The organism is Flavobacterium haoranii (genome assembly GCF_009363055.1).
Taxonomy (GTDB): Bacteria; Bacteroidota; Bacteroidia; order Flavobacteriales; family Flavobacteriaceae; genus Flavobacterium; species Flavobacterium haoranii.
This window is the reverse complement of record NZ_CP045292.1, coordinates 2,199,725-2,221,154: the sequence shown is the minus strand read 5'-3', so window position 1 is coordinate 2,221,154 and position 21,430 is coordinate 2,199,725. Positions and strand designations below refer to the sequence as shown.

17 protein-coding genes are annotated in these 21,430 nt (G+C 29.9%); 4 read left to right on the top strand and 13 right to left on the bottom strand.

Annotated elements, in window-relative coordinates:
- Positions 1-25 precede the first annotated feature (25 nt).
- Positions 26-1,213 carry a phosphoglycerate kinase gene (locus GCU34_RS10610; protein WP_072782236.1) on the bottom strand — a complete coding sequence of 396 codons (1,188 nt, stop codon included), beginning with the start codon at positions 1,211-1,213 and terminating at the stop codon, positions 26-28.
- A gap of 167 nt (positions 1,214-1,380) precedes the next feature.
- Between GCU34_RS10610 and GCU34_RS10605 the strand changes: the two genes are divergently transcribed.
- The gene (locus tag GCU34_RS10605; protein ID WP_072782256.1) at positions 1,381-2,535 is read left to right on the top strand and encodes a DNA polymerase III subunit; all 1,155 of its coding nucleotides are present in this window, start codon (positions 1,381-1,383) and stop codon (positions 2,533-2,535) included.
- On the top strand, positions 2,532-2,921 hold the full coding sequence (locus GCU34_RS10600) for a DoxX family protein (RefSeq protein ID WP_072782259.1): 390 nt from the start codon (positions 2,532-2,534) through the stop codon (positions 2,919-2,921). Before GCU34_RS10605 ends, GCU34_RS10600 begins: the two co-directional genes overlap by 4 nt.
- 6 nt (positions 2,922-2,927) lie before the next feature.
- On the opposite strand, the gene GCU34_RS10595 is transcribed toward GCU34_RS10600, so the two are convergent.
- The 8 genes from GCU34_RS10595 to GCU34_RS10560 form a co-directional block, all read right to left on the bottom strand.
- Positions 2,928-5,591 (bottom strand): peptidase associated domain and porin domain-containing protein, encoded by a 2,664-nt coding sequence (locus tag GCU34_RS10595; RefSeq protein WP_072782262.1) that lies wholly within the window; start codon positions 5,589-5,591, stop codon positions 2,928-2,930.
- A complete protein-coding gene (locus tag GCU34_RS10590) occupies positions 5,591-6,268 on the bottom strand; it encodes a GLPGLI family protein (RefSeq protein WP_072782264.1) in 678 nt (225 codons plus the stop codon). Before GCU34_RS10590 ends, GCU34_RS10595 begins: the two co-directional genes overlap by 1 nt.
- A 242-nt stretch (positions 6,269-6,510) precedes the next feature.
- Positions 6,511-6,717: a hypothetical protein gene (locus GCU34_RS10585; RefSeq protein ID WP_072782267.1), complete on the bottom strand. Its 207-nt coding sequence runs from the start codon at positions 6,715-6,717 to the stop codon at positions 6,511-6,513.
- A 352-nt stretch (positions 6,718-7,069) separates the two neighbouring features.
- A complete protein-coding gene (locus GCU34_RS10580) occupies positions 7,070-7,657 on the bottom strand; it encodes an OmpH family outer membrane protein (RefSeq protein ID WP_072782270.1) in 588 nt (195 codons plus the stop codon).
- A gap of 231 nt (positions 7,658-7,888) precedes the next feature.
- Entirely contained in the window at positions 7,889-8,734 is an 846-nt protein-coding gene (locus GCU34_RS10575) for a class I SAM-dependent methyltransferase (RefSeq protein WP_072782273.1), read from the bottom strand.
- A gap of 119 nt (positions 8,735-8,853) precedes the next feature.
- On the bottom strand, positions 8,854-10,731 hold the full coding sequence (mnmG, locus tag GCU34_RS10570; RefSeq protein ID WP_072782276.1) for a tRNA uridine-5-carboxymethylaminomethyl(34) synthesis enzyme MnmG: 1,878 nt from the start codon (positions 10,729-10,731) through the stop codon (positions 8,854-8,856).
- 123 nt (positions 10,732-10,854) lie between these two features.
- A complete protein-coding gene (ybeY, locus tag GCU34_RS10565) occupies positions 10,855-11,274 on the bottom strand; it encodes an rRNA maturation RNase YbeY (protein WP_072782279.1) in 420 nt (139 codons plus the stop codon).
- Complete coding sequence (locus tag GCU34_RS10560; protein WP_072782282.1) at positions 11,267-14,566, bottom strand: DUF4175 family protein; 3,300 nt, start codon at positions 14,564-14,566, stop codon at positions 11,267-11,269. The genes ybeY and GCU34_RS10560 overlap by 8 nt, the downstream gene beginning before the upstream one ends.
- A gap of 195 nt (positions 14,567-14,761) precedes the next feature.
- Between GCU34_RS10560 and gltX the strand changes: the two genes are divergently transcribed.
- Positions 14,762-16,276 carry a glutamate--tRNA ligase gene (gene gltX / locus GCU34_RS10555; RefSeq protein WP_072783404.1) on the top strand — a complete coding sequence of 505 codons (1,515 nt, stop codon included), beginning with the start codon at positions 14,762-14,764 and terminating at the stop codon, positions 16,274-16,276.
- Between the two features lie 36 nt (positions 16,277-16,312).
- Here the strand turns inward: gltX and GCU34_RS10550 are convergent, their stop codons facing one another.
- From GCU34_RS10550 to GCU34_RS10540, 3 genes are read right to left on the bottom strand one after another with little or no spacing between them, the layout of a single operon-like run.
- Positions 16,313-16,672 (bottom strand): hypothetical protein, encoded by a 360-nt coding sequence (locus GCU34_RS10550; RefSeq protein WP_072782285.1) that lies wholly within the window; start codon positions 16,670-16,672, stop codon positions 16,313-16,315.
- A gap of 3 nt (positions 16,673-16,675) precedes the next feature.
- Positions 16,676-17,356: a hypothetical protein gene (locus GCU34_RS10545; protein WP_152378452.1), complete on the bottom strand. Its 681-nt coding sequence runs from the start codon at positions 17,354-17,356 to the stop codon at positions 16,676-16,678.
- Positions 17,357-17,401: 45 nt separating this feature from the next.
- Complete coding sequence (locus tag GCU34_RS10540) at positions 17,402-18,049, bottom strand: hypothetical protein (RefSeq protein ID WP_072782291.1); 648 nt, start codon at positions 18,047-18,049, stop codon at positions 17,402-17,404.
- A gap of 105 nt (positions 18,050-18,154) precedes the next feature.
- Between GCU34_RS10540 and GCU34_RS10535 the strand changes: the two genes are divergently transcribed.
- Positions 18,155-19,120: an SPFH domain-containing protein gene (locus GCU34_RS10535; RefSeq protein ID WP_072782294.1), complete on the top strand. Its 966-nt coding sequence runs from the start codon at positions 18,155-18,157 to the stop codon at positions 19,118-19,120.
- Positions 19,121-19,683: 563 nt separating this feature from the next.
- On the opposite strand, the gene GCU34_RS10530 is transcribed toward GCU34_RS10535, so the two are convergent.
- On the bottom strand, positions 19,684-21,366 hold the full coding sequence (locus GCU34_RS10530; RefSeq protein WP_072782298.1) for a glutamine--tRNA ligase/YqeY domain fusion protein: 1,683 nt from the start codon (positions 21,364-21,366) through the stop codon (positions 19,684-19,686).
- Between the last annotated feature and the right edge of the window lie 64 nt (positions 21,367-21,430).

Sequence of the window (21,430 nt, the reverse complement as noted above, 5' to 3'; positions counted from 1 at the left end):
CTCGATTTTCGAGATTTTATTATAATTAATCTAAAATTGCTGCAATACCTGGCAACGTTCTTCCTTCAAGCATTTCTAACATGGCGCCACCACCAGTAGAAACGTAGCTCATCTTTTCTTCAAAACCAAATTGTTTCACTGCGGCAACACTGTCGCCACCACCAACTAATGAAAATGCTCCGTTTGCAGTTGACTCAGCAATAAATTCGCCCATTGAAATAGTTCCTTTTGCAAAAGATTCCATTTCAAAAACACCTACAGGCCCATTCCATAAAATAGTTTTAGAATCTAAAATTAGCCTTCTAAAAATTTCTAATGATTTTGGACCAGCATCTAAACCTTGCCAACCATCAGGAATTTGATTAACATCTACAATTTGAGTGTTTGCATTGTTTGCAAAAGCATCGGCAGCAATGACGTCTACTGGTAAGTGAATTTGTACTCCTTTTTCTTTCGCTTTTTTAAGAATTTCAATTGCTAATTCTAATTTATCGTCCTCACAAATTGAATTGCCAATTTTTCCTCCTAAAGCCTTGATAAAGGTAAATGTCATTCCACCTCCAATAATCATGTGGTTTACTTTATCTAAAATATTTTCAATAATAGTAATTTTAGACGAAACTTTACTACCACCTAAAATTGCAGTTACTGGTTTTTCAGAATCACTTAAAACTTTATTAATACTTTCAATTTCTTTTGCTAATAAATACCCGAAACACTTATCGTTTGGAAAAAATTGTGCAACAATAGTAGTGGAAGCATGTGCTCTATGAGCTGTTCCAAATGCATCGTTTACATAAACATCGCCTAATTTTGATAATTTTTCTGCAAAAGCAACATCACCATTTTCTTCTTCAGCATAAAATCGTAAATTTTCTAAAAGTAACACTTCACCTGGCTTAAGGTTTTTAGCTACTTCTTCTACTTTTTCACCAATACAATCGTCAACAAATTGTACTTTTTTACCTAAAACTTCTTCTGTTTTAGCTACAATGTGTTGCAAAGAATATTTTGCTTCAACACCTTTTGGTCTCCCAAGATGACTCATTAAAATAACACTTCCACCATCGTTTAAAATTTTATCGATTGTGGGTTTAGCTGCTTCGATACGCGTGGCATCTGTAACATTAAAATTTTCGTCTAGTGGGACATTAAAATCTACTCTAATAAGCGCTTTTTTGTTATTAAAATTAAAGTCGTTAAGTGTTTTCATTAAAATATAAAATTTGATACTATGCAAATATAAAATATTGAAGTTAAAAATATTATAACATCTATCATATTTACTAAAATTTTAACGGTATCGATTTCGTAATTAAAATTATAAGTTCATTTATTCGCTTTGTGTATCTTTACGGCTCAATATCTTAAAGTATTTGTATGCTTTTTTCTGAAATTTTAGGCCAAGAACATATTAAAAACCATTTAAAAAGAACTGCAGATTCTGGTAGAATTGCCCATGCCCAATTATTTGTTGGTCCTGAAGGAAGTGGAACTTTACCTATGGCTATTGCTTATGCGCAATATATTTTATGTCAAAATGTTTCGGAAAATAATACAGGGATTGAAGCATGTAATTTGAAATTCAATCATTTATCACATCCCGATTTACATTTTGCTTTTCCTGTAGCAAATAGTGAAAGTGTTAAAAGTAAAGCAACAAGTGCCAACTATATTAACGAATGGCGCGAATTTGTTTTAGAAAACTCTTATGGTAATTTATTTGATTGGTACAAAAAAATAGGAGTAGAGCGAAAACAAGGACAAATAGGAGTAGAAGAAGCAACAGATATTAACAAAGCACTTTCTTTAAAAGCTTATGAAGGCGGTTACAAAGTGATGATTATTTGGATGGCCGATAAAATGAATGCTCCAGCATCTAATAAACTTTTAAAATTATTAGAGGAACCGCCAGCAAAGACAATTTTCATTTTAATTACTGAACATTTAGAAGATATTTTACAAACCATTTATTCGCGTTGTCAAGTACTTGATTTTATTGGTTTACCAGAGAATGTAATTGCAGAAGGACTTGTTTCACGTGAAAATTGTGATCCTAAAATTGCTCAAAAAATTGCCCATCAAAGTGAAGGAAATTTTAATAAAGCTTTACATATTTTAAAACAAGATAACGACGATTATCCGTTTGAACAATGGTTTATAGAATGGGTGAGAAGTGCTTTTAAAGCAAAAGGTAATGCATCGGCTATTCAGGATTTAATTGTTTGGAGCGAAACTATTGCAAGTTTAGGGCGAGAAGTGCAAAAACAATATCTTCATTATTGTGTCAACTTTTTTAGACAAGCATTATTATCAAATTATCAAGCTAAATCTTTAGTATATTATGAGACTAATGTAGCCAAATTTGAATTAGAAAAATTTGCACCTTTTGTAAACGGAAGTAATATTGGAGAGATTTTTAAAGAATTAGAAAACGCTATTTATCACATCGAAAGAAATGGAAATAGCAAGATTATACTTACAGATTTATCTATAAAATTAACACGACTAATACATAAAAAAGAACAACTATGATAGTACAAAACGCAACACCAATCTTACTTTTGGCTTTGTTAGCCATAACATTTTTACAATCGGGTTACGATAAAATTAAAGATTGGAAAGGAAATGTAGAATGGTTAAAAGGACATTTTTCAGGAACTATTTTTGGCAATCAAGTTCCACTAGCATTATTTATAATCTTAGTAATGGAAATTGTTTCAGGTGTTTTTTCTGTAGCTGGAATAATCGAATTATTAACGAAAACGGAATCTACAATCGGTTTTTATGGAGCAATTTTATCTTGTAAAACCTTATTGATGTTATTATTTGGACAGCGTATTGCTAAAGATTATGATGGCGCAAGAACTATTGTAATTTACTTTGTACCGGCAATTCTAGCCGTTTACTTGTTGGGTTAATTAGTTTTATAACTTATAACTAATCGACAACATTACAATTCTGGGTAAAATGTAAGTTGTGGTATTGGAAATCAAATAATCAGAAAAGCTATTGTTAATTTTTGTACCGTTGTTCAAATAATTTTGTGCAGATAATTCAAAACGAAATGGATTATTTTTCTTTTGATAACTCAAAAAAGCATTGGCAATTCGGTAATTGTTGTTTTGATTGTTGCTATTTCGGTTAAATGTTACTTCGTAATCGGTTTTAAAATTAAAATTTTTCAGAAAATTAATATCCAAATCAAAAGTGATTCTGTCGTTTGTAAAATCAGATTGGGTTAAACCCGAAAATTGACTAAAATCTTTGGCATAACCCACACTAACTGATGGCCATTTTTTGGTAGCTGTTCGCAATTTTAATCCTAATGACTGATTGTTTCTGTTGTTTGATGTTGTGGTTCCATTTAAGGTTTGAATATAATTGAACCAACTCACATTAGTTGTAAACTGCAAGCGAAAACGATAAATTTTCTTTGATATATTCGCATTTACTCGCCAATTCGTTTCGGGATTATCAGTTAAAATAGGAGTAGAGAATTGATTGATTCCGTCGAGTTCGATAACATTACGAATCGTTCTTATTTTTTTATTGAAACTCACATTGGCAAACAACATAAGACCTCGATACATACTCGATTTTGTATAACGCAAACTTGCCGAGTGAAAGCGTTCATTTTTCAAAAGCGTATTTCCTCTATACACCGAATTATAACTTTGTAACGTATAACGTTCTAGTAAACGAGTGGCATCTGGAAAATCATTACTTAATTTATAATTAAACTTTAAACTTTCCGATTGATTGAATTCGTATTCGCTATTAAATTGCGGTTCAAAATACGTTCGGTTTAACGAATAATCAGAAGCTATTTGTTTGGTTTTTAAATGATAAAAATGAGTGTAAATAGCAGGTTTATTTATCCATTTCCCTATTTTAAACTTGTATTCAAAACCTACATAAAAATCATTTAAAACATAGTCTAAATCGTTACCAAATCCGTTAGCTGCAAAATCATTAACTGAACCATCGGTTAAAAATTGTTTTTCAGAAATGGTTAATTGTGTTGTACCTAAATTGTTACCAACATTTGTATATAAATGATTGTAATTATTTAAAATCCAATAATGTTTAAACAAAGCATCAACACTATTGTTTTTCACTTTCTTTACTTGTTGAATGTTGTATTCGCTATCGTTTTGAAGCGGAATTAAACCAGCTAAAAATTCGGTATCAGTTAACCAAGTGTTTTGCGGTTTGTTGTTTTCAAAACTGTGATTCACCACAAAAGTTGTTGTGTGATTTTTATTTTTAAACTGCTTGTGCCATTCTAAAAATTGTTTCCATTGCGAATTATCTGCATTTTGAATATTTTGAAAGTTATTTTGGTCGCCATCGCGCACCGAAAGTATTTGATTGGTAATGTCGTTACTACTCGCTTGAAATTGGCCGTTATAAAACCATTTTGATTGATTAGTAGGCGAGAAGTTTAATTTTACATTTCCGATGCCTAAAAGCGCTTTATTTTGCGTTGTACTGGTTTTGTCTTCGAAAGTGAAGACGCTGTTTTGTAAATATTCATTTTGAGATTCACTAAATGATGCTGTAAAAAGCTTTGAAAAAATTCCGAAACCTTCAACATCGAGCTTTGAGTTAATTTCTTGACGGAAATTAAGCGCAGCAAATTGTGATTTGTTTTCTACCACATCAGTATTATCGGAAGCGAAATTGTATAAATTCGTCAACGATTTTCTGCCTGAAATAAAACTGCTTACACCACCTTGAAAACGCATCATATCTTCAAAAGAAAAAGTTCGTTTTCCGATGTTGTTGATATCGCCTATGTAACTCACATTCGTTTTTGGTGCGTAATAGAACAAACCGGCGTGACCGAGATAAAATCCGTTATCGTTTGCGACTTCGGCACCTGCTTCTACATCACCAAAAATAAATTTCTTTTTATCTTCTTTAAGTTTCACGTTCATAGCTAAATCTTCGCTGTCGGAAACTTGTTTTAAAAAGCCAACTTCGTTGAAATTATCGATTACTTCTACTTTATCTAAAGCATCGGCTGGAATATTTTCAACCGCTAATTTAGTACCGCCACCAAAAAAAGATTTGCCTTCTACGAGCATTTTCGTAACTTTTTTACCTTGCACGGTAACCGAACCGTCTTTGGCTACTTCAACGCCTGGCATTTTCTCGAGCACTTCTTTCATTTTACGCTCATTGCCGTTTGCAAAGGCTTTTACATCGTAAATAAGCGTGTCTTTTTTAACAATAACAGGTTGGTAATCGTAATTGATTACAATTTCTTTGAGTTCTTGCCCTGTTTCTTTGAGATTAAAAATGTGTTCGCGAATAGTAAAGTTTGCAGGAAGCTGTAACACTTCTTCTTTAAAACCCAAATAAGAAACCTTAACCTCATAAGGTGTATCTTTTTCGAGTTCTAGCTTATAGCGACCAAGATGATCTGCAATAGAGAATTTAAGACCGGCTTTTTCAACCAAGGGTTTAGCAATAACATTAGCATTTTGCAACGGATTGCCTAAACTGTCTTGCACAACGCCTATTAGAGTTTGAGAAAAGGAGAGAAGAGGTGAAATAATAAGAATAAATAGAAATTTTCGCATTAATTCATTTTAGTTCTTTCAACAAATTCCTTTTCAGAAATTGATTTTATTTTAGGGAAATCAATTGAAATTTCATTATTAAATAATTTAATTTCTTTTGCGACTAATTTTGTTTTATTATATTCTAATTCTAAAATTAAGCCAGGTAGCCCCATATACCCATTTGGACCATAATTAAAGTTTATTTGTGGCGTATACAATGCCGTTATTGCCCTTGAACCCTCACCTCCACTTCTTGTATTAAATGTGATTATACACTCAGCTTTGTAACATAAAAATTTGTCAATTTCTTTAGTCTCATTAAGTAAAGACCAATCATATGAAAAATCGGTTTCTATTTGAGCATCACCTATTTCTTTTATTAATAAACTACTATTTTTTAAAAAGAAAAAATTATTAACTAAAAAGATTGTATTTGCAATTTTAGTATATTTATTTTCATCGAGATTTACCTTATCAACTTCTTTAAAATAAAATCCTTTAGAGTTTATTTTTAAAATAAATTCTTTATCATTTAAATTTTCATTAATGTTAGTAAATAAATCTTTAACATTTTGTGGACTAGTTTCCTTAATTTCTAATTTAGAATATAGTCCGCTATACTTAACTTCAGCAGAAGTATAATTTTGTGAAAATGAATTAACAAAAACTAATCCAAAAATTATAAATTTAAACATAGTAATTAAATTATTTTTATTGTTAAAATAGACTGTCTAAAAAGGCTAAAAGTTGTCAATCTGACCGAGAGTTAGCGAACTGACGAAGTAATTATTTAGCTTCGCTGAATCTTCGATTTCAGATTCTATAAATAACTTATTAACAGCTTTTTAAAGATTCTTATCTTGTCTAAAGACGAGATGGAATGACAAAAATATAACTTTTTAAACAGTCTCTTTAAATTTAAATCTTGTTTATTTAATTATGAACACATATCATAAAAGGCTAATATCAAAGCTCCAGCTTCAACATCAGAAAATTCGCAACCCATAGCCGCTTCAAGTTCTCCTAAAGCTCCAATTGCCCACTCGATACAAGGATCAACTTTAACTTCAACTTTTTCCTCTTTCACTTCATTATTTGCCATACCAGCAAAAGAGAAAGCTACAAGTGCCAAGACACTAAACATAAAATTTTTACTCACAATGTTTAAATTGTTTTTAAGTGTTCGTGAATCTTCGATTTCATTTTTTAAACGGTTTTTAATTAATAAATTATACTTAAGTGGTTAGCCGTTTCAAAGTAAAGTAAATTAGGTAAAAATACCTTACAGTTTTTCTGTATATTTTGTTAAAGTTATAATTTTTATAACTTATTAAAAATTAATCGTTTGAAAAATATTTTAAGATTTTTCTTATAATTATTATTGTTTTTATGCATTTTTTGCATAACTGTAAATTCTTAAATTTAGATAATTTAAAAAATTATTAAACAAAAAAACCACGCTTTTGCGTGGTTTTGTATCTAAAATAATAGAAAAATTATTTTTTCTCTTCTTCTTTAACTTCTGTAGCTCCAGTATTTTCTTCAGATTTACCAGTAGATGATTTAAACTCGTCGTTTAATAATTTCAAAACGTCATTTGTAATATCATAAGAATCTTTAGCGTAAAGCACTGTTGCAGCATCACCCGTTCCGTAGATATAATCGTAACCTTGTTTTTTACCGTAAGATTTGATATAATCTTTTAAATTTTTGATGATTTCTGTACGAATACTGTCACTTTCTACTTGAATTTGACGTAATAAAGCATCTTGTTCTACAGCTAATTGTTGCTCACGTTGTTGTAACTCAGCACCTTTTTGTTGTGCCCAAGCCATACCTTTAATTTGAGCATTACGTTGGAAATTATTTGCTTCACTTTGAAAAGCTTGTAATTTAGCTTGAAGTGGGCGACCCATTTCTTGAGATTTTACTTTAAACTTCTCGTCTTCATCTTTGAATTTTTCATATTTCTCTAATAAAACCGATGTATCTATATAAGCTGTTTTAAAGTTTTCTTTTTGTTCTGCTTTGTTACATGAAAATAATGCTAATGCAAATCCTAAAATTAAAAGTGATTTCTTCATTTTTATCTTTCTATTATGTTTTTTAAAATTTTGGTAAAAATAGTAATTCCGAGTTATAAAATTGGTGTTTTTTTTAGTAATAAATAATATCTATAATCATATCTTTATGTGATTGTTAATATTTATCAACAACAACTTCCATAAATTCAATTTAAGACACTTTCTTAAATTGTATATAATAAGTACTAACTTACTTAAAAATCATTAAAATTTGATAAAATATGTGGTTTTTTACTCGTTTTTGAATACATAAATGTGGGAAGAATACTCATTTTTAAAAATTCCGCTCAAATTTGAATAAAATCCAATCAAAAATCCTTTAATAAAATTCATCTTACCGTTTTTATATTTTTCCGAAAGTAGACTCACATAAAAACTATCAAACCACATGGGTTTCATTTTTACTAATTGAAAATTTTTTTGAGCGAATAATTTTTGGATTCCATTTTTAGAAAAATGCCAAAGATGTCGTGGTACATCATATGCCGCCCAAAATTCTTTATAATATTGCGCATCGAAAGATTTATAATTTGGAACAGCAATAATTACAATTCCTCCAGGTTTACAAATTCTCTTCAATTGCTTAAGTTGATATTCTAAATTGGGAACGTGTTCTAAAACATGCCACATGGTAATTACATCAAAACTATCATCAGAAATAACTTCTAATTGATCAGCAAAATTTACGCCTTTATTTTCTGCTAAAGTTTTAGCATTTTTATTTGGCTCAATTCCTAAAGTTTGCCAACCATCGTTTTTTGCAGCTACTAAAAAATCACCTGTTCCAGCACCAATATCTAAAAGTTGACCTTTTTGAGAAAATTTACCAATTAGCTTAACTTTTTGCTGTATTGCATTTCGCTTTACAATTTGATAGATTTTTTCAAATAAAGAACGTTGCCCATCAGTATGAGAAATATAATCTTCACTTTCATAATATGAAGGTAATTTTTCTAAAGATGGAGTAGGGGTTGTTTTTAAAATTTCTCCTTCTTCATTTTGTAACAACGAAAAAGATTCTCCGGAAACCGAAAAATCTTTAACGTTGATATATATATTATTTTCTTTGAAATTCATTTTTGTATTTCTTTATGTGACTTCTCGACTCCGCTCGAAGTGACAAAATTCAGAATAATTACAATGTTTCACGTGAAACAATTTCTTTTCTCTTTATTCTTTTCTCTATTATCTAAAACCTATCTTCCCATATAAATTAATAACACAGAAATATCACTTGGAGAAACGCCGCTTATACGAGAAGCCTGTGCAATTGTTTTAGGGCGAATTTTATTTAGCTTTTGTTTCGCTTCAATAGAAATTGATTTTATTTTATCGAAATCAAAATTATCAGGAATAATTACATATTCTAATCTATTTAATTTATCTGCTTGAAGTTTTTCTTTTTCTATATAACCTGAATATTTAACTTGAATTTCTGCTTGTTGTACAATTTCTTCATCTAACTCAAATTCGTCAATATAATTTTTAACTTTTTCGAATTTCACAAAATCTTCTAATTCTAATTGAGGACGAGAAAACAACTTAAACATTTTATCAGGTTGCGACATTGGTGAAGAACCCTTTTCTTCTAAAATAGGATTTGCCTCATCAGGCTTCACACTTGTATCTTTAAAGAATTGTAAAAATGCTTCCGACTTAGCTAGTTTTTCTTCTACACGTTCTAAACGATCAACTTTAGCTAAACCAATGGCATACCCTTTTGGAGTTAATCTTAAATCGGCATTATCTTGACGTAATAAAGTTCTATACTCCGCACGAGAGGTAAACATACGATAAGGTTCTTCAGTTCCTTTCGTAATTAAGTCATCTACCAAAACTCCAATATAAGCTTCATCACGATTTAAAATCAAAGGCTCTTCACCTTTAACTTTTAGCGCAGCATTAATACCTGCCATTAAACCTTGAGAAGCTGCTTCTTCGTAACCAGTAGTTCCATTTATTTGTCCTGCGAAATATAAACCTTCAACTAATTTAGTTTCTAAAGTATGTTTTAACTGTGTAGGCGGGAAATAATCATATTCAATTGCATAACCCGGTCTAAAGAATTTTACATTTTCAAATCCAGGTACAGAACGCAAAGCTTTAAATTGAACATCTTCTGGTAAAGAAGTTGAAAAACCATTTACATACACTTCAACTGTATTCCATCCTTCAGGCTCAACAAATAACTGATGACGATCTTTATCGGCAAAACGATTAATTTTATCTTCAATAGACGGACAATATCGTGGACCTAAACTTTTAATTCTACCATTAAACATTGGACTACGATCAAAACCTTCTCGTAATAAATCGTGAACTTCAGGAGAAGTGTAAGTCATCCAACAAGAACGTTGTTCCTTTAAAGGAGATGTAACATTAGAATATGAAAACTTTTGTGGATTTATATCTCCAGGTTGTTCAATCATTTTAGAATAATCTAAAGAACGACCATCAACACGAGGAGGAGTTCCTGTTTTCATTCTACCAGATTCGAAACCTAAATTAATAAGGTCTTCTGTAATTCCAAAAGATGCACTTTCTCCGGCGCGACCTCCGCCAAATTGTTTTTCACCTATATGAATAAGACCATTTAAAAAAGTTCCGTTTGTTAATACAACTGATTTACCCTTTATTTCAATTCCTAATGAAGTACGAATACCAATTAATTTTCCATTCTTAGTAACAATACCCGAAACCATTTCTTGATAGAAATCAAGATTAGGAGTTTGCTCTAACATCAAACGCCATTCTTCAGCGAAACGCATACGATCACTTTGACAACGTGGCGACCACATAGCTGGACCTTTAGACACATTCAGCATCTTGAATTGGATAGCTGTTTTATCTGAAACAATTCCAGAGTAACCACCTAATGCATCAATCTCACGTACAATTTGTCCTTTTGCAATTCCACCCATAGCAGGATTACAAGACATTTGCGCAATATTTTGCAAATTCATTGTAACCAATAGGGTAGTGCAACCCATATTAGCAGCAGCAGCAGCAGCTTCACAACCAGCATGACCCGCTCCTACAACAATAACATCATATTGATCTTGAAATAAACTCACTTTAAAATATGAATTTTAAATTTTATAATATGTTCCACGTGGAACTTGAATTTTAAATTTTTGTTTTTGTTCCACGTGGAACAAAAACAATAAGCTTCTGAAAAAACCTAGAAAGAAATATGATTAATGTTTCACGTGGAACATTAATAGTTTTTCATCTTCTTTAGCGCGCATAATAGCTTCTTCTGAAACAGATTTATCTTTATACCCACAATAATGTAATATGCCGTGAACTAAAACTCTTCTTAATTCTTCAGTAAATTCAGTATTGAAATCATTGGCATTGTCTGCTACACGTTCAATAGAAACGAATATATCACCTTGTACTAAATTTCCTTCAGAATAATCAAAGCTAATAATATCAGTTAAAGTGTCATGATCTAAATACTCAACATTAATTTTATGTAGGTATTCATCATCACAGAAAATATAATTTACTTCTCCAAGTGACTTATTCTCTGATATAACAACTTGTTCAATCCAATTAGAAATTAAATCTTCATTCTCTAATTTGAAATCTGTTTCGTAATTAAAACTAATCATTGGTTTTAAAATATTCTTGAACTTTACTATTGAAATTTGGCTGCAAAGGTAAGCTTTGTCTATTTAATATTTCAACACTATTCAAATATTCTTTTAATGACTCTGGAATAGTGTTTTTTGAACCACTAAAACTATCTCTATTAGTTTCAGATTTACGCTTATTATCTTCACCTTGTTGCTGAATAGCTTTTTCTAATTTTAATAATTCGTGTTTTAAATTCAACATTTTATTTAAGGATTCATTTTTAAAACCTTTATTAATTAATTGCTTTTCTATATCTTTCATTTGATTTAAAGCATTTTGTCCAATTCCGTCTAAACCTTCTTTTTCGAGAGATTTTTGTAAAGCATCGCGAAGCTCTTTTTGCTGTTTTAGTATATCTAAAACTTTACCTGCATTACCTTCAGAACCATTTTCTCCATCTTGACCCGAACTTGATCCTTGATTACCATTATTTTGCTGACCTGATTTTTCTCCAGGTTTATCACCAGGTTGCTCTCCTGACTTCATGCCTTCTTTCATTTGTTCTCCTAGTTGACTTTGCTTTTTTATAATATCTGGAAGTTGCATACCTTGACCTTGTCCAGGTTTTGGTTTTCCTTGTCCTGAACTTTGCATTTGCATCATCATTTGAGATTGAATATTGCTTAAGAAATCAGCTAAACGGTTAGCAGATGTAAAAGCAAAATGTTGATGAGAAACACCTTTAGGGAAATAGCTTTCAGAAAAGGATTCCAAACTTTTATCAACGTTGTAATGTACTTCTCCAACTTCTTTAAAAACCATTTCTGTTATTTGTACATTACGTAAAGCTACAGCAAACAAGCTATCATCAATATGCTTAAATTGAACTTTTAATTCTTGCTGTTTCTTCAAAATTTGATTTAACTGTATTGAAGATTTAGAATTATTTTTAGCAATATTCATTAAATGCTCTTGATCGAAAGAGAAGGTAAGTAAGTTATCTAAAATTTGTCTCAATAATTTAGCATCTTCTTGCATAGATTCGGCTCCGCCAGCACTCATAGCAGCTGACATTTGCTGACTCATTTGTTTCATTTTATCACCAGCTTTCTTTTGAGACTTACCTGCATTTTGCTGGTCATTTTTCTCTAGATTATCTTGAGCATTTTCTTGATCTTTAGAAATACTTTCTTCTTGTTTAGAATCTCTATCTAAATCTAATGGCTTTTTTAATTCATTATTCTCTTTCGATAATTCGTCTAAATCTTTTTTAATATCATCAAATTCTTTAGTTAAAGCTTCTTGATTTTTACTATAATTTTCGTCTTTTTTATTCGCTAAATCTTTTTGTTTGTCTCCAAGTTTATCTAATTTATCAGCAATTTGATTAGCTTTTTGTTCCACATAAAAACGTTTCGTTAACTCAACCAACTGCTCTAAATTCATTTTCTGGGTTTTTGCCTTTTGTTGAAGTTTATCGGCTTTATCAAATAACTTATCCTTTTCAAGTTTTTGAGATAACTCTTCTAATTCTTTTAAGAGCTTTTCATTCTTTTCAGATTCTTTTTCAAATTCTTCTAATCTACGTTGTAATTCTTCCTTTTCTTTAGAATTAGATTTAAACTCATCTAAATTTTCATTTAGTTTCTTAGAGAATTCTTTCATCATTTCTTCTTGCAATTTTTGCTTCTCAATAAAATCTTGAACTTTCTTTTGATCTTTATTATCTAAAGAAGATTTCTCTTTATTGAGCTTTTGCAATTTATCTAATTCTGAAAGTTGCTTGTCTTGATTTTTAAGAGATTTTTCAAGCGCATCAATATTTTCTTGTTGGTCTTGGAGGTTTTTCTCAGTTTTCTCATCAGAAGTTAATTCATAATGCTGAAAAGTAGAAGATTTTGATGATTTATATCCATTAACTTGGTCATTATCAAATACTTCAAAATAATATTCATACTGTTTACCAGCTTCAATAATTAAACCATTTGGAAAAGTATACACAAAACGATCAACTAAATCTTTTTTAACTGACAAAGCACCTTTTTTTAGAGAAGTTTTATCATTAACATCGTAGTAAACTACTTGTAATTTAGATAAACCATAATCATCGGCAACTTGACCAATAATAACTTTATTATTTAATTTTAAACTATCAGGTGCAAGAGAGGCATTGATTGTTGGAAATTGATCTTTAACCGTAGTAATAGTATAACTCAATTTTTCGTAATTTGAAATCGCGTTATTAGAAGTTACAATATCATAATCTAAATCATTAACAATAGTTTTTGCGAACGAAAATTGATTATCGTTATTAGAAAAATTTTCCGTTGCATTACTTGTAAATTTAATGTTAGAAGTAGATTGTGCCGAAATTGACCAAAAAACTTTTGTTCCTTCAGGGACTTGAGCATTTCCAGTTCCTTTTATTACTTCATTTACTTTACCAAGATACTTTGGATAAACCAATTTCATTTCGAAATTTGAAATAGTTGGTACATCAATAACTTTTAATTCATAAGAATTTGAAAAAACTTCATTCGCTTCTAAGGTAAATAAAACTGAACTAGAAACATTTTCGAATGTGTATTCAAATAAACCCTTTCCTAAGTTTTCTAAAAAATAAGATTCGTTACCAAAATTGATTTTAATTTGATTCGGTTGAATATTTCCTTTAGTAGTAACTTTAAGAACAAAAGATTTATTTTGTTCAACTTGTAAATTATCATTTAAAATAAAAAAATTGAATGGAGCAGGAGGAGTATATGCTGTTTCATAATGAACCACTCTGTTAAAACTACCTTTAATTATGGAAGAATTTCCGGTAACAAAAAATAAAAGCAGAATAATGATAGGTAAAATAGCGTAAGGTAAATACTTCTTATTCTTTGAAAAGTTAACTGCATTAGTAAAAGGAATTGATTGTAAAGAAGCCGCTTTTTGATCTATGGAAGCTAATAAAAGTTCTGATGGTTCATTTGTGGTTGATAGCTGAAGAAAATTAAGCAACTTATCGCCAACTTCAGTAAAATGGTTACCAATGATTTTTGAAGCAGTAGTAAAATCGATTCCTTTTTGTAATTTAAAAAGTTTAAAAGCAGGAATAAATATAAACCGAACTAATAAAAATACTTCTACAAATATAAACAACCAAAAAAGTATAGTTCTACCTGATATAGAAAGCCATAAAAAATGTTCCACGAGTAACGTGAATATAAAATACAACAAACCAATACCAACAAAAAGTAAAGTACCTTTTATAATTTCATTGATATAATACTTTCTAATAAAGGCTTCGAGTTTACTATAAATGGCTGATTTTGCTTCCAATTATGAATAACATTTGTTAATAACTAGTAAAAGTACAAATTTTTAAAAGGCAATTTGTTAATAAAAATTCAAAAGCGGTTAAAAACTAAGATAAAAACTAATTACTGAATTCTAACTTCACAATTGTAATTGTATCTTTGCACAAGATCCTTCGAGAATCTCAGGATGACACAGAAAGAAAATATTTTTAATTTTATGACAAGACCAGTAAGAGTTCGATTTGCGCCAAGTCCAACAGGGCCATTACATATTGGTGGTGTTCGTACCGCTTTATTTAATTATTTATTTGCTAAAAAACATGGAGGTGTTTTCTATTTAAGAATAGAAGATACTGATCAAACTCGATTTGTTCCAGGTGCTGAAGCTTACATTTTTGAAGCTTTAGAATGGTTAGGAATTTCACCTGATGAAACTGTAGGTAAAAATGAAAAATTTGGACCTTATAGACAAAGCGAACGTAAGGTAATCTACAAAAAATATGCCGATCAATTAATTGAAAAAGGTTGGGCATATTATGCATTTGATTCTGCTGAAAAACTAGATGAATTAAGAAAACAAGCCGAAGCTGAAGGTAAAACTTTTATCTATAATCATACCGTAAGAGAACAATTAGATAATTCTTTGGCACTATCAAAAGAAGAAGTTGATCAACGAATTGCTAACGGCGATGCATTTGTGGTTCGTTTTAAAACACCAACCAATGAAATTTTAGAATTAAAAGATATCATTCGTGGAACAGTAAAATTCGATACCAATTTATTAGATGATAAAGTATTGTACAAAAGCGATGGCATGCCAACATATCACTTGGCAAATATTGTAGACGATCATTTAATGGAAACTTCTCACGTAATTCGTGGAGAAGAATGGTTGCCAAGTTTACCACTACACCATTTATTATACAAAGCTTTTGGTTGGGAAGCGCCTGAATTTGCACATTTACCATTAATTTTAAAACCCGTTGGAAACGGAAAATTATCGAAAAGAGATGGCGACAAAATGGGATTCCCGGTATTTCCTTTAGAATGGAAAACAGAAGAATCAACATCGATGGGTTATCGCGAACAAGGATATTTTCCAGAAGCAGTAGTTAACTTCTTAGCATTACTAGGTTGGAACGACGGAACCGATAAAGAATTATTTTCTTTAGAAGAATTAGTAGCTTCTTTCGATTTAACAAGAGTAAATAAATCAGGTGCAAAATTTGATCCGGATAAAAATAAATGGTTTAACCATCAATATTTAGTTCAAAAATCGGATGAAGAATTAGCGATTTTATTTAAAGTTGAATTAGAAAAAAGACACTTCGACAAGCTCAGTGTGACAGATGAAAAGCTAACAAAAATTGTTGGTTTAGTAAAAGAACGCGCTAACTTTGTAACTGATTTATGGGATTTAGCTGATTATTTCTTTGTAGCACCAACAAGTTATGATGAAAAAGTAACTAAAAAATGGAATGAAGAAACTAAAGAAACCTTAACTAAAGTTGCTGAACAATTGAATGCTTATGCTGATTTTACTTCACAAGCTATTGAAGATAATTTAAAAGCATGGATGACGGCAAACGAAATAGGCATGGGGAAAGTAATGCAACCGCTTCGTTTAAGTTTAGTAGGTGAGTTAAAAGGACCACACTTGTTTGATATTATTGAAATGATAGGAAAACAAGAAACAATTAAACGTATTGAAAAAGCAATAGCAACAATATAAAAATAAACCCTCAACAATGTTGAGGGTTTTTTATGGTTATTCTTTTTTACAATATAATATTGTTGTCATGCCTCCTAAATAATCAATAGTATGGATTATCATTTTTGTATCATAACTTCCCTTGTTCTCATCAATTATTTTAAGAGTATGCTCTCTATTTTCTACTTGATAGACTATATTTCCTTCTTCATCTAAATTGAAATTACCTTCCATTTTTGAAGCTGGAGTTTCCATAATTAAATACTTTTTCTCAAAATCTATTGAGACAGTTCCTTTATATTTAATTTGCATTTCTCTACCTTCTCCTTTTAAAGACATTTCTTTTATTGAATATTCTTGAGAAAAAACGGAATTAAAACTTAATATTAAAACTATTATAATTAGTAACTTTTTCATAATTTATTTGCAATTTAGGTACATTGGATTATCAAAAAATATCATTAATGTTTCATAATTCTTATTTTCTAATTTTTCTTGGATATCTTTATTATTTCCATATAATCTTGATTTATAAGTGTTTTTCATTGTGTTATACTTATATTTTTCTAACCTCTTGATTACATTTTCACAATCGCCAAAGTGTTTTCTTATTTTACTTTCTACAATAGCTCTTTCTTCATTTAGTTTCTTATTATTAGAATAAAGGTTTAAAGTTAAATCTTCAATAACATTATTATTTTCATCAATAATATAACTATGAATAAACTTATTAGTATTCTGAAAGCTAATTAATCTTAAGTTTTGATTCTCTATTAAAATAAAATAAGGCAAGTCTTTGTCTTCGTATTTGAACGTATCAATTTTATAATTACTATATTTTGCTTCTTTAATATCTAAAAATTCAATACTTTTTTCAATCCCATTCTGTTTATAGTAAATTCTAACAGTCCGTTTTATTGTTTTTCCATGGTAAAAAGCACTCATCATAGTTGAACCATCATCAATGATGATTTTTTTTCCTTTTTTATCAATAATATATTCATTTTGAGAATATATATTACATCCAAAAAGATAAATAAAAATGCAAAAAATAGTTTCTTCATAGTAAAAATCAATTAGTTTATAAATGAGAAAGCTCAAATATAAAATATTTGAGCTTTCGAAAATAATTTTATAAAAGTTATTTTACAAATAAATTGTTAACATAGCGCTTAACATACCAATATTTCCACGAAAACGTTGGTTACCATTTGCTAGTTTTAATTCGTCTTTTTTATTTAAACTATTCATAATATTAGTAAAACCATATTGATAGTTAACATTTAAACGAAATCTAGTAACTCCAGCTGTAATTCCAGCCATAACATTTCCGCTAATTTGATTAATCTTTGTAATATCCTGCGCCATTAATCCTGGACTATCTTTAAGCAATAACAATTCGTCTGCTTCATCTAGCTTTAATTTACTATTGATTTGAAGTACTGGCCCAATTTCTAACGTTAAATGGTTTTGAATTACCATATAACTTCCTACCAAATGAACTTGAACTGCAGATAATTTATAGTTAATTTCTTCATTTGTAACCGATTGTAAAGAAAAATTACTATCTGTAAAATGCATTCCGTAAACCATTTGCCAGTTGTTATAATAATTACCACGAAGCGATAAACCAGCAACCCAACCTTGTCCAGGTTTTACATTAAACTGTTTTGAAAATAAATCTAAGCTAGTTAAACCAGCAGAAATACCAATACGATTACTATCTCTATAACCGCCTTGAGCAAAGGAATTTAGAACAAGTAATAAAGTTATTAAAAGTGATAATTTTCTCATTTTATTTGAATTAGGTCGCAAAAATAGAGTTAATAATTAAATAATGTAACTTTTAGTAAAAAAAAGCGTATAATTATCAGATAACTAATCAAATTATAATCAACTATGGGATTCTACATCATTTTAGTCATTGGACTATTTATTTTTTTAAGTTCTTTTTTTACTGTAAAACAACAAACATCTGTAATTATAGAACGTTTTGGTAAGTTTAATAGTATACGAAACTCGGGTTTACAGTTAAAAATTCCTGTTATAGACAGAGTTGCAGGTCGTGTAAACTTACGTATTCAACAATTAGATGTAATTATTGAAACGAAAACAAAAGACAACGTATTCGTAAAATTAAAAGTATCGGTACAGTTTAAAGTATTACAAGACAAGGTTTACGAAGCTTTCTATAAACTAGAATATCCACATGATCAAATTACTTCTTATGTATTTGACGTTGTACGTGCTGAAGTTCCAAAATTAAAATTAGACGACGTTTTTGAAAGAAAAGACGATATAGCAATTGCGGTAAAACGCGAATTAAACGAAGCAATGTCTACTTATGGATATGATATCATTAATACATTAATTACTGATATTGATCCAGATATTCAAGTAAAAAATGCAATGAACCGTATTAATGCTGCTGATAGAGAAAAAACTGCTGCAGAATATGAAGCAGAAGCTGGAAGAATTAGAATTGTAGCAAAAGCAAAAGCAGAAGCAGAAAGTAAAAGACTTCAAGGTCAAGGTATTGCAGACCAACGTAGAGAAATTGCTCGTGGTTTAGTTGAGTCTGTTGATGTTTTAAATAGAGTTGGTATTAACTCTCAAGAAGCATCGGCTTTAATTGTAGTTACACAACATTATGATACATTACAAGCAATTGGTGCTGATACAAACAGTAATTTAATTTTGTTGCCAAACTCACCACAAGCAGGAAGTGAAATGTTAAATAATATGGTAGCAAGTTTTACAGCAAGCAACCAAGTAGGTGAAGCTATGAAAAAAGCAAATAACCAATCAAAAGCTAAATTAAATAAAAAAGATGAATTTGGTGGAACTGAAGATTCAAATGAATAATAGATCTTGAATCAAATTCTTAATGACAAAAATAAAATCCATCAGTTGAAAAAATTGGTGGATTTTTTATAACCCAACTTTAGGAATTTTTTAAAAGCTGTTTCCTGCTGTCCGTTAAATTTTTGTTTTTGACATTTCGACAAGCTCAATGCGACAAAAACAAAAGATACTACTTCCATCAGGGTTAAAAAACAAACTTTTCGGACTAATTTTAAATAAAACTTAAAATAAAGCGTTTTTAAACATTATTACTTATTGAAGTATAAAATCATACTACTCATTTTTAAAAAAGAATTAAAATTAATTTATGAAAGTTACTTTTAAAAGTAAATATTTATTAAAATACGATTTATAATAATAAATATTTATTATATATAATTATTATAATTTATAAATTTAAAATAAATTATACTAATATAGGTTCTCGATACATTTTGATTTCATCAAAATACTCGAACTGACGAAAATAAAAAAGTATAGTTTGTCATTTTGTAAAAATCTAAACTATACTTTTTTTAAAAGACACTTCGACAAGCTCAGTGTGACAATTCTTTTTTAACTAATTACTTTTCAGAAACTTTTGCCCAAGTATCTCTTAAACCAACTGTTTTATTAAAAACTAATTTTTCAGCAGTTGAGTCTCTATCTACGCAAAAATAGCCTAAACGTTGAAACTGAAAATGATCTAATTCTTTAGATTCAGTTAAACTAGGTTCCACATAACCCGTAATAATTTTAAGAGAATTAGGATTGATAAACTCTTTAAAATCAACTTCTTTATTTCCATCCGGATTTTCATGTGTAAACAAACGATCATACACACGAACTTCTGCTTCTTTTGCATGTGGAATAGAAACCCAATGAATCGTTCCTTTAACTTTTCTTTTACTAGCTTCAGTACCACTTCCAGATTTAGAATCTACATCATACGTACAATGAATTTCTGTAATATTTCCGTTTTCATCTTTTACAACTGATTCACCTTTAATGATATAAGCGTTTTTTAAACGAACTTCAGTTCCCAAAGTCAATCGGAAGAATTTCTTGTGTGCTTCTTCTTGAAAATCTTCTCTTTCAATATATAATTCTTTAGAAAAAGGTACTTTTCTATAAGTCATTATTTCTTCTTCCGGATTATTTTCGGCTTCTAACCATTCTTCTTTTCCTTCTGGATAATTTGTAATAACTAATTTAACCGGATCTAAAACTGCCATTACACGAGGTGCAATTTTGTTTAAATCTTCACGAACACAAAACTCTAAAAGTGAAACATCAATTAAATTATCGCGTTTAGCAATTCCTATAGTTTTAGCAAAATTACGAATAGAAGCTGGCGTATAACCACGTCTTCTCATTCCAGAAATGGTACTCATACGAGGATCATCCCAACCTGTAACATACTTTTCTTCAACTAATTGTAATAATTTACGTTTAGAAACCACAGTATGTGATAAATTTCTACGAGCAAATTCACGTTGCTTTGGTCTCACTTTAGAAGTATCGTAAATATTATCTAAAAACCAATCGTATAATTCACGGTGAGGTAAAAATTCTAGCGTACATAAAGAGTGCGAAACTTGTTCTAAATAATCACTTTCTCCATGTGCCCAATCGTACATTGGGTAAATACACCAATCGTTTCCTGTTCTATGATGATGCGCATGCATAATACGATACATAATAGGATCGCGCATTAACATATTTGTAGAAGCCATATCAATTTTTGCACGTAAAACGTAACTTCCATTAGGAAATTCACCATTTTTCATACGCTCAAATAAATCTAAATTTTCTTCTACCGAACGATTTCTGTTTGGGCTATCTGTTCCAGGTTGTGTAGGCGTTCCTTTTTGTTTCGCCATTTCTTCTGAAGACTGATTGTCTACATAAGCTTTACCTTTCTTTATTAATTCAACAGCCCAATCGTATAATTGTTGGAAATAATCTGAAGCAAAACATTCTTTATCCCATTGAAAACCAAGCCATTCTACGTCGCGCTTAATAGCATCAACATATTCTTGTTCTTCTTTAGATGGGTTTGTATCGTCGAAACGTAAGTTTACTGGCGCGTTATAATCGATTCCTAAACCGAAATTTAAACATATAGCACTAGCGTGACCAACATGTAAATAACCATTTGGTTCTGGTGGAAATCGAAAACGTAATTTATCTTTTGACAAACCATTTTTTAAATCTTCTTCAATGATTTGTTCTATAAAATTTAATGATTTTTCTTCAGTAGACATTGCCTTTTTTTTACTTTTGACAAAGATAAAAAAAGTTTGTGGTTTATAGTTTATGGATATCACA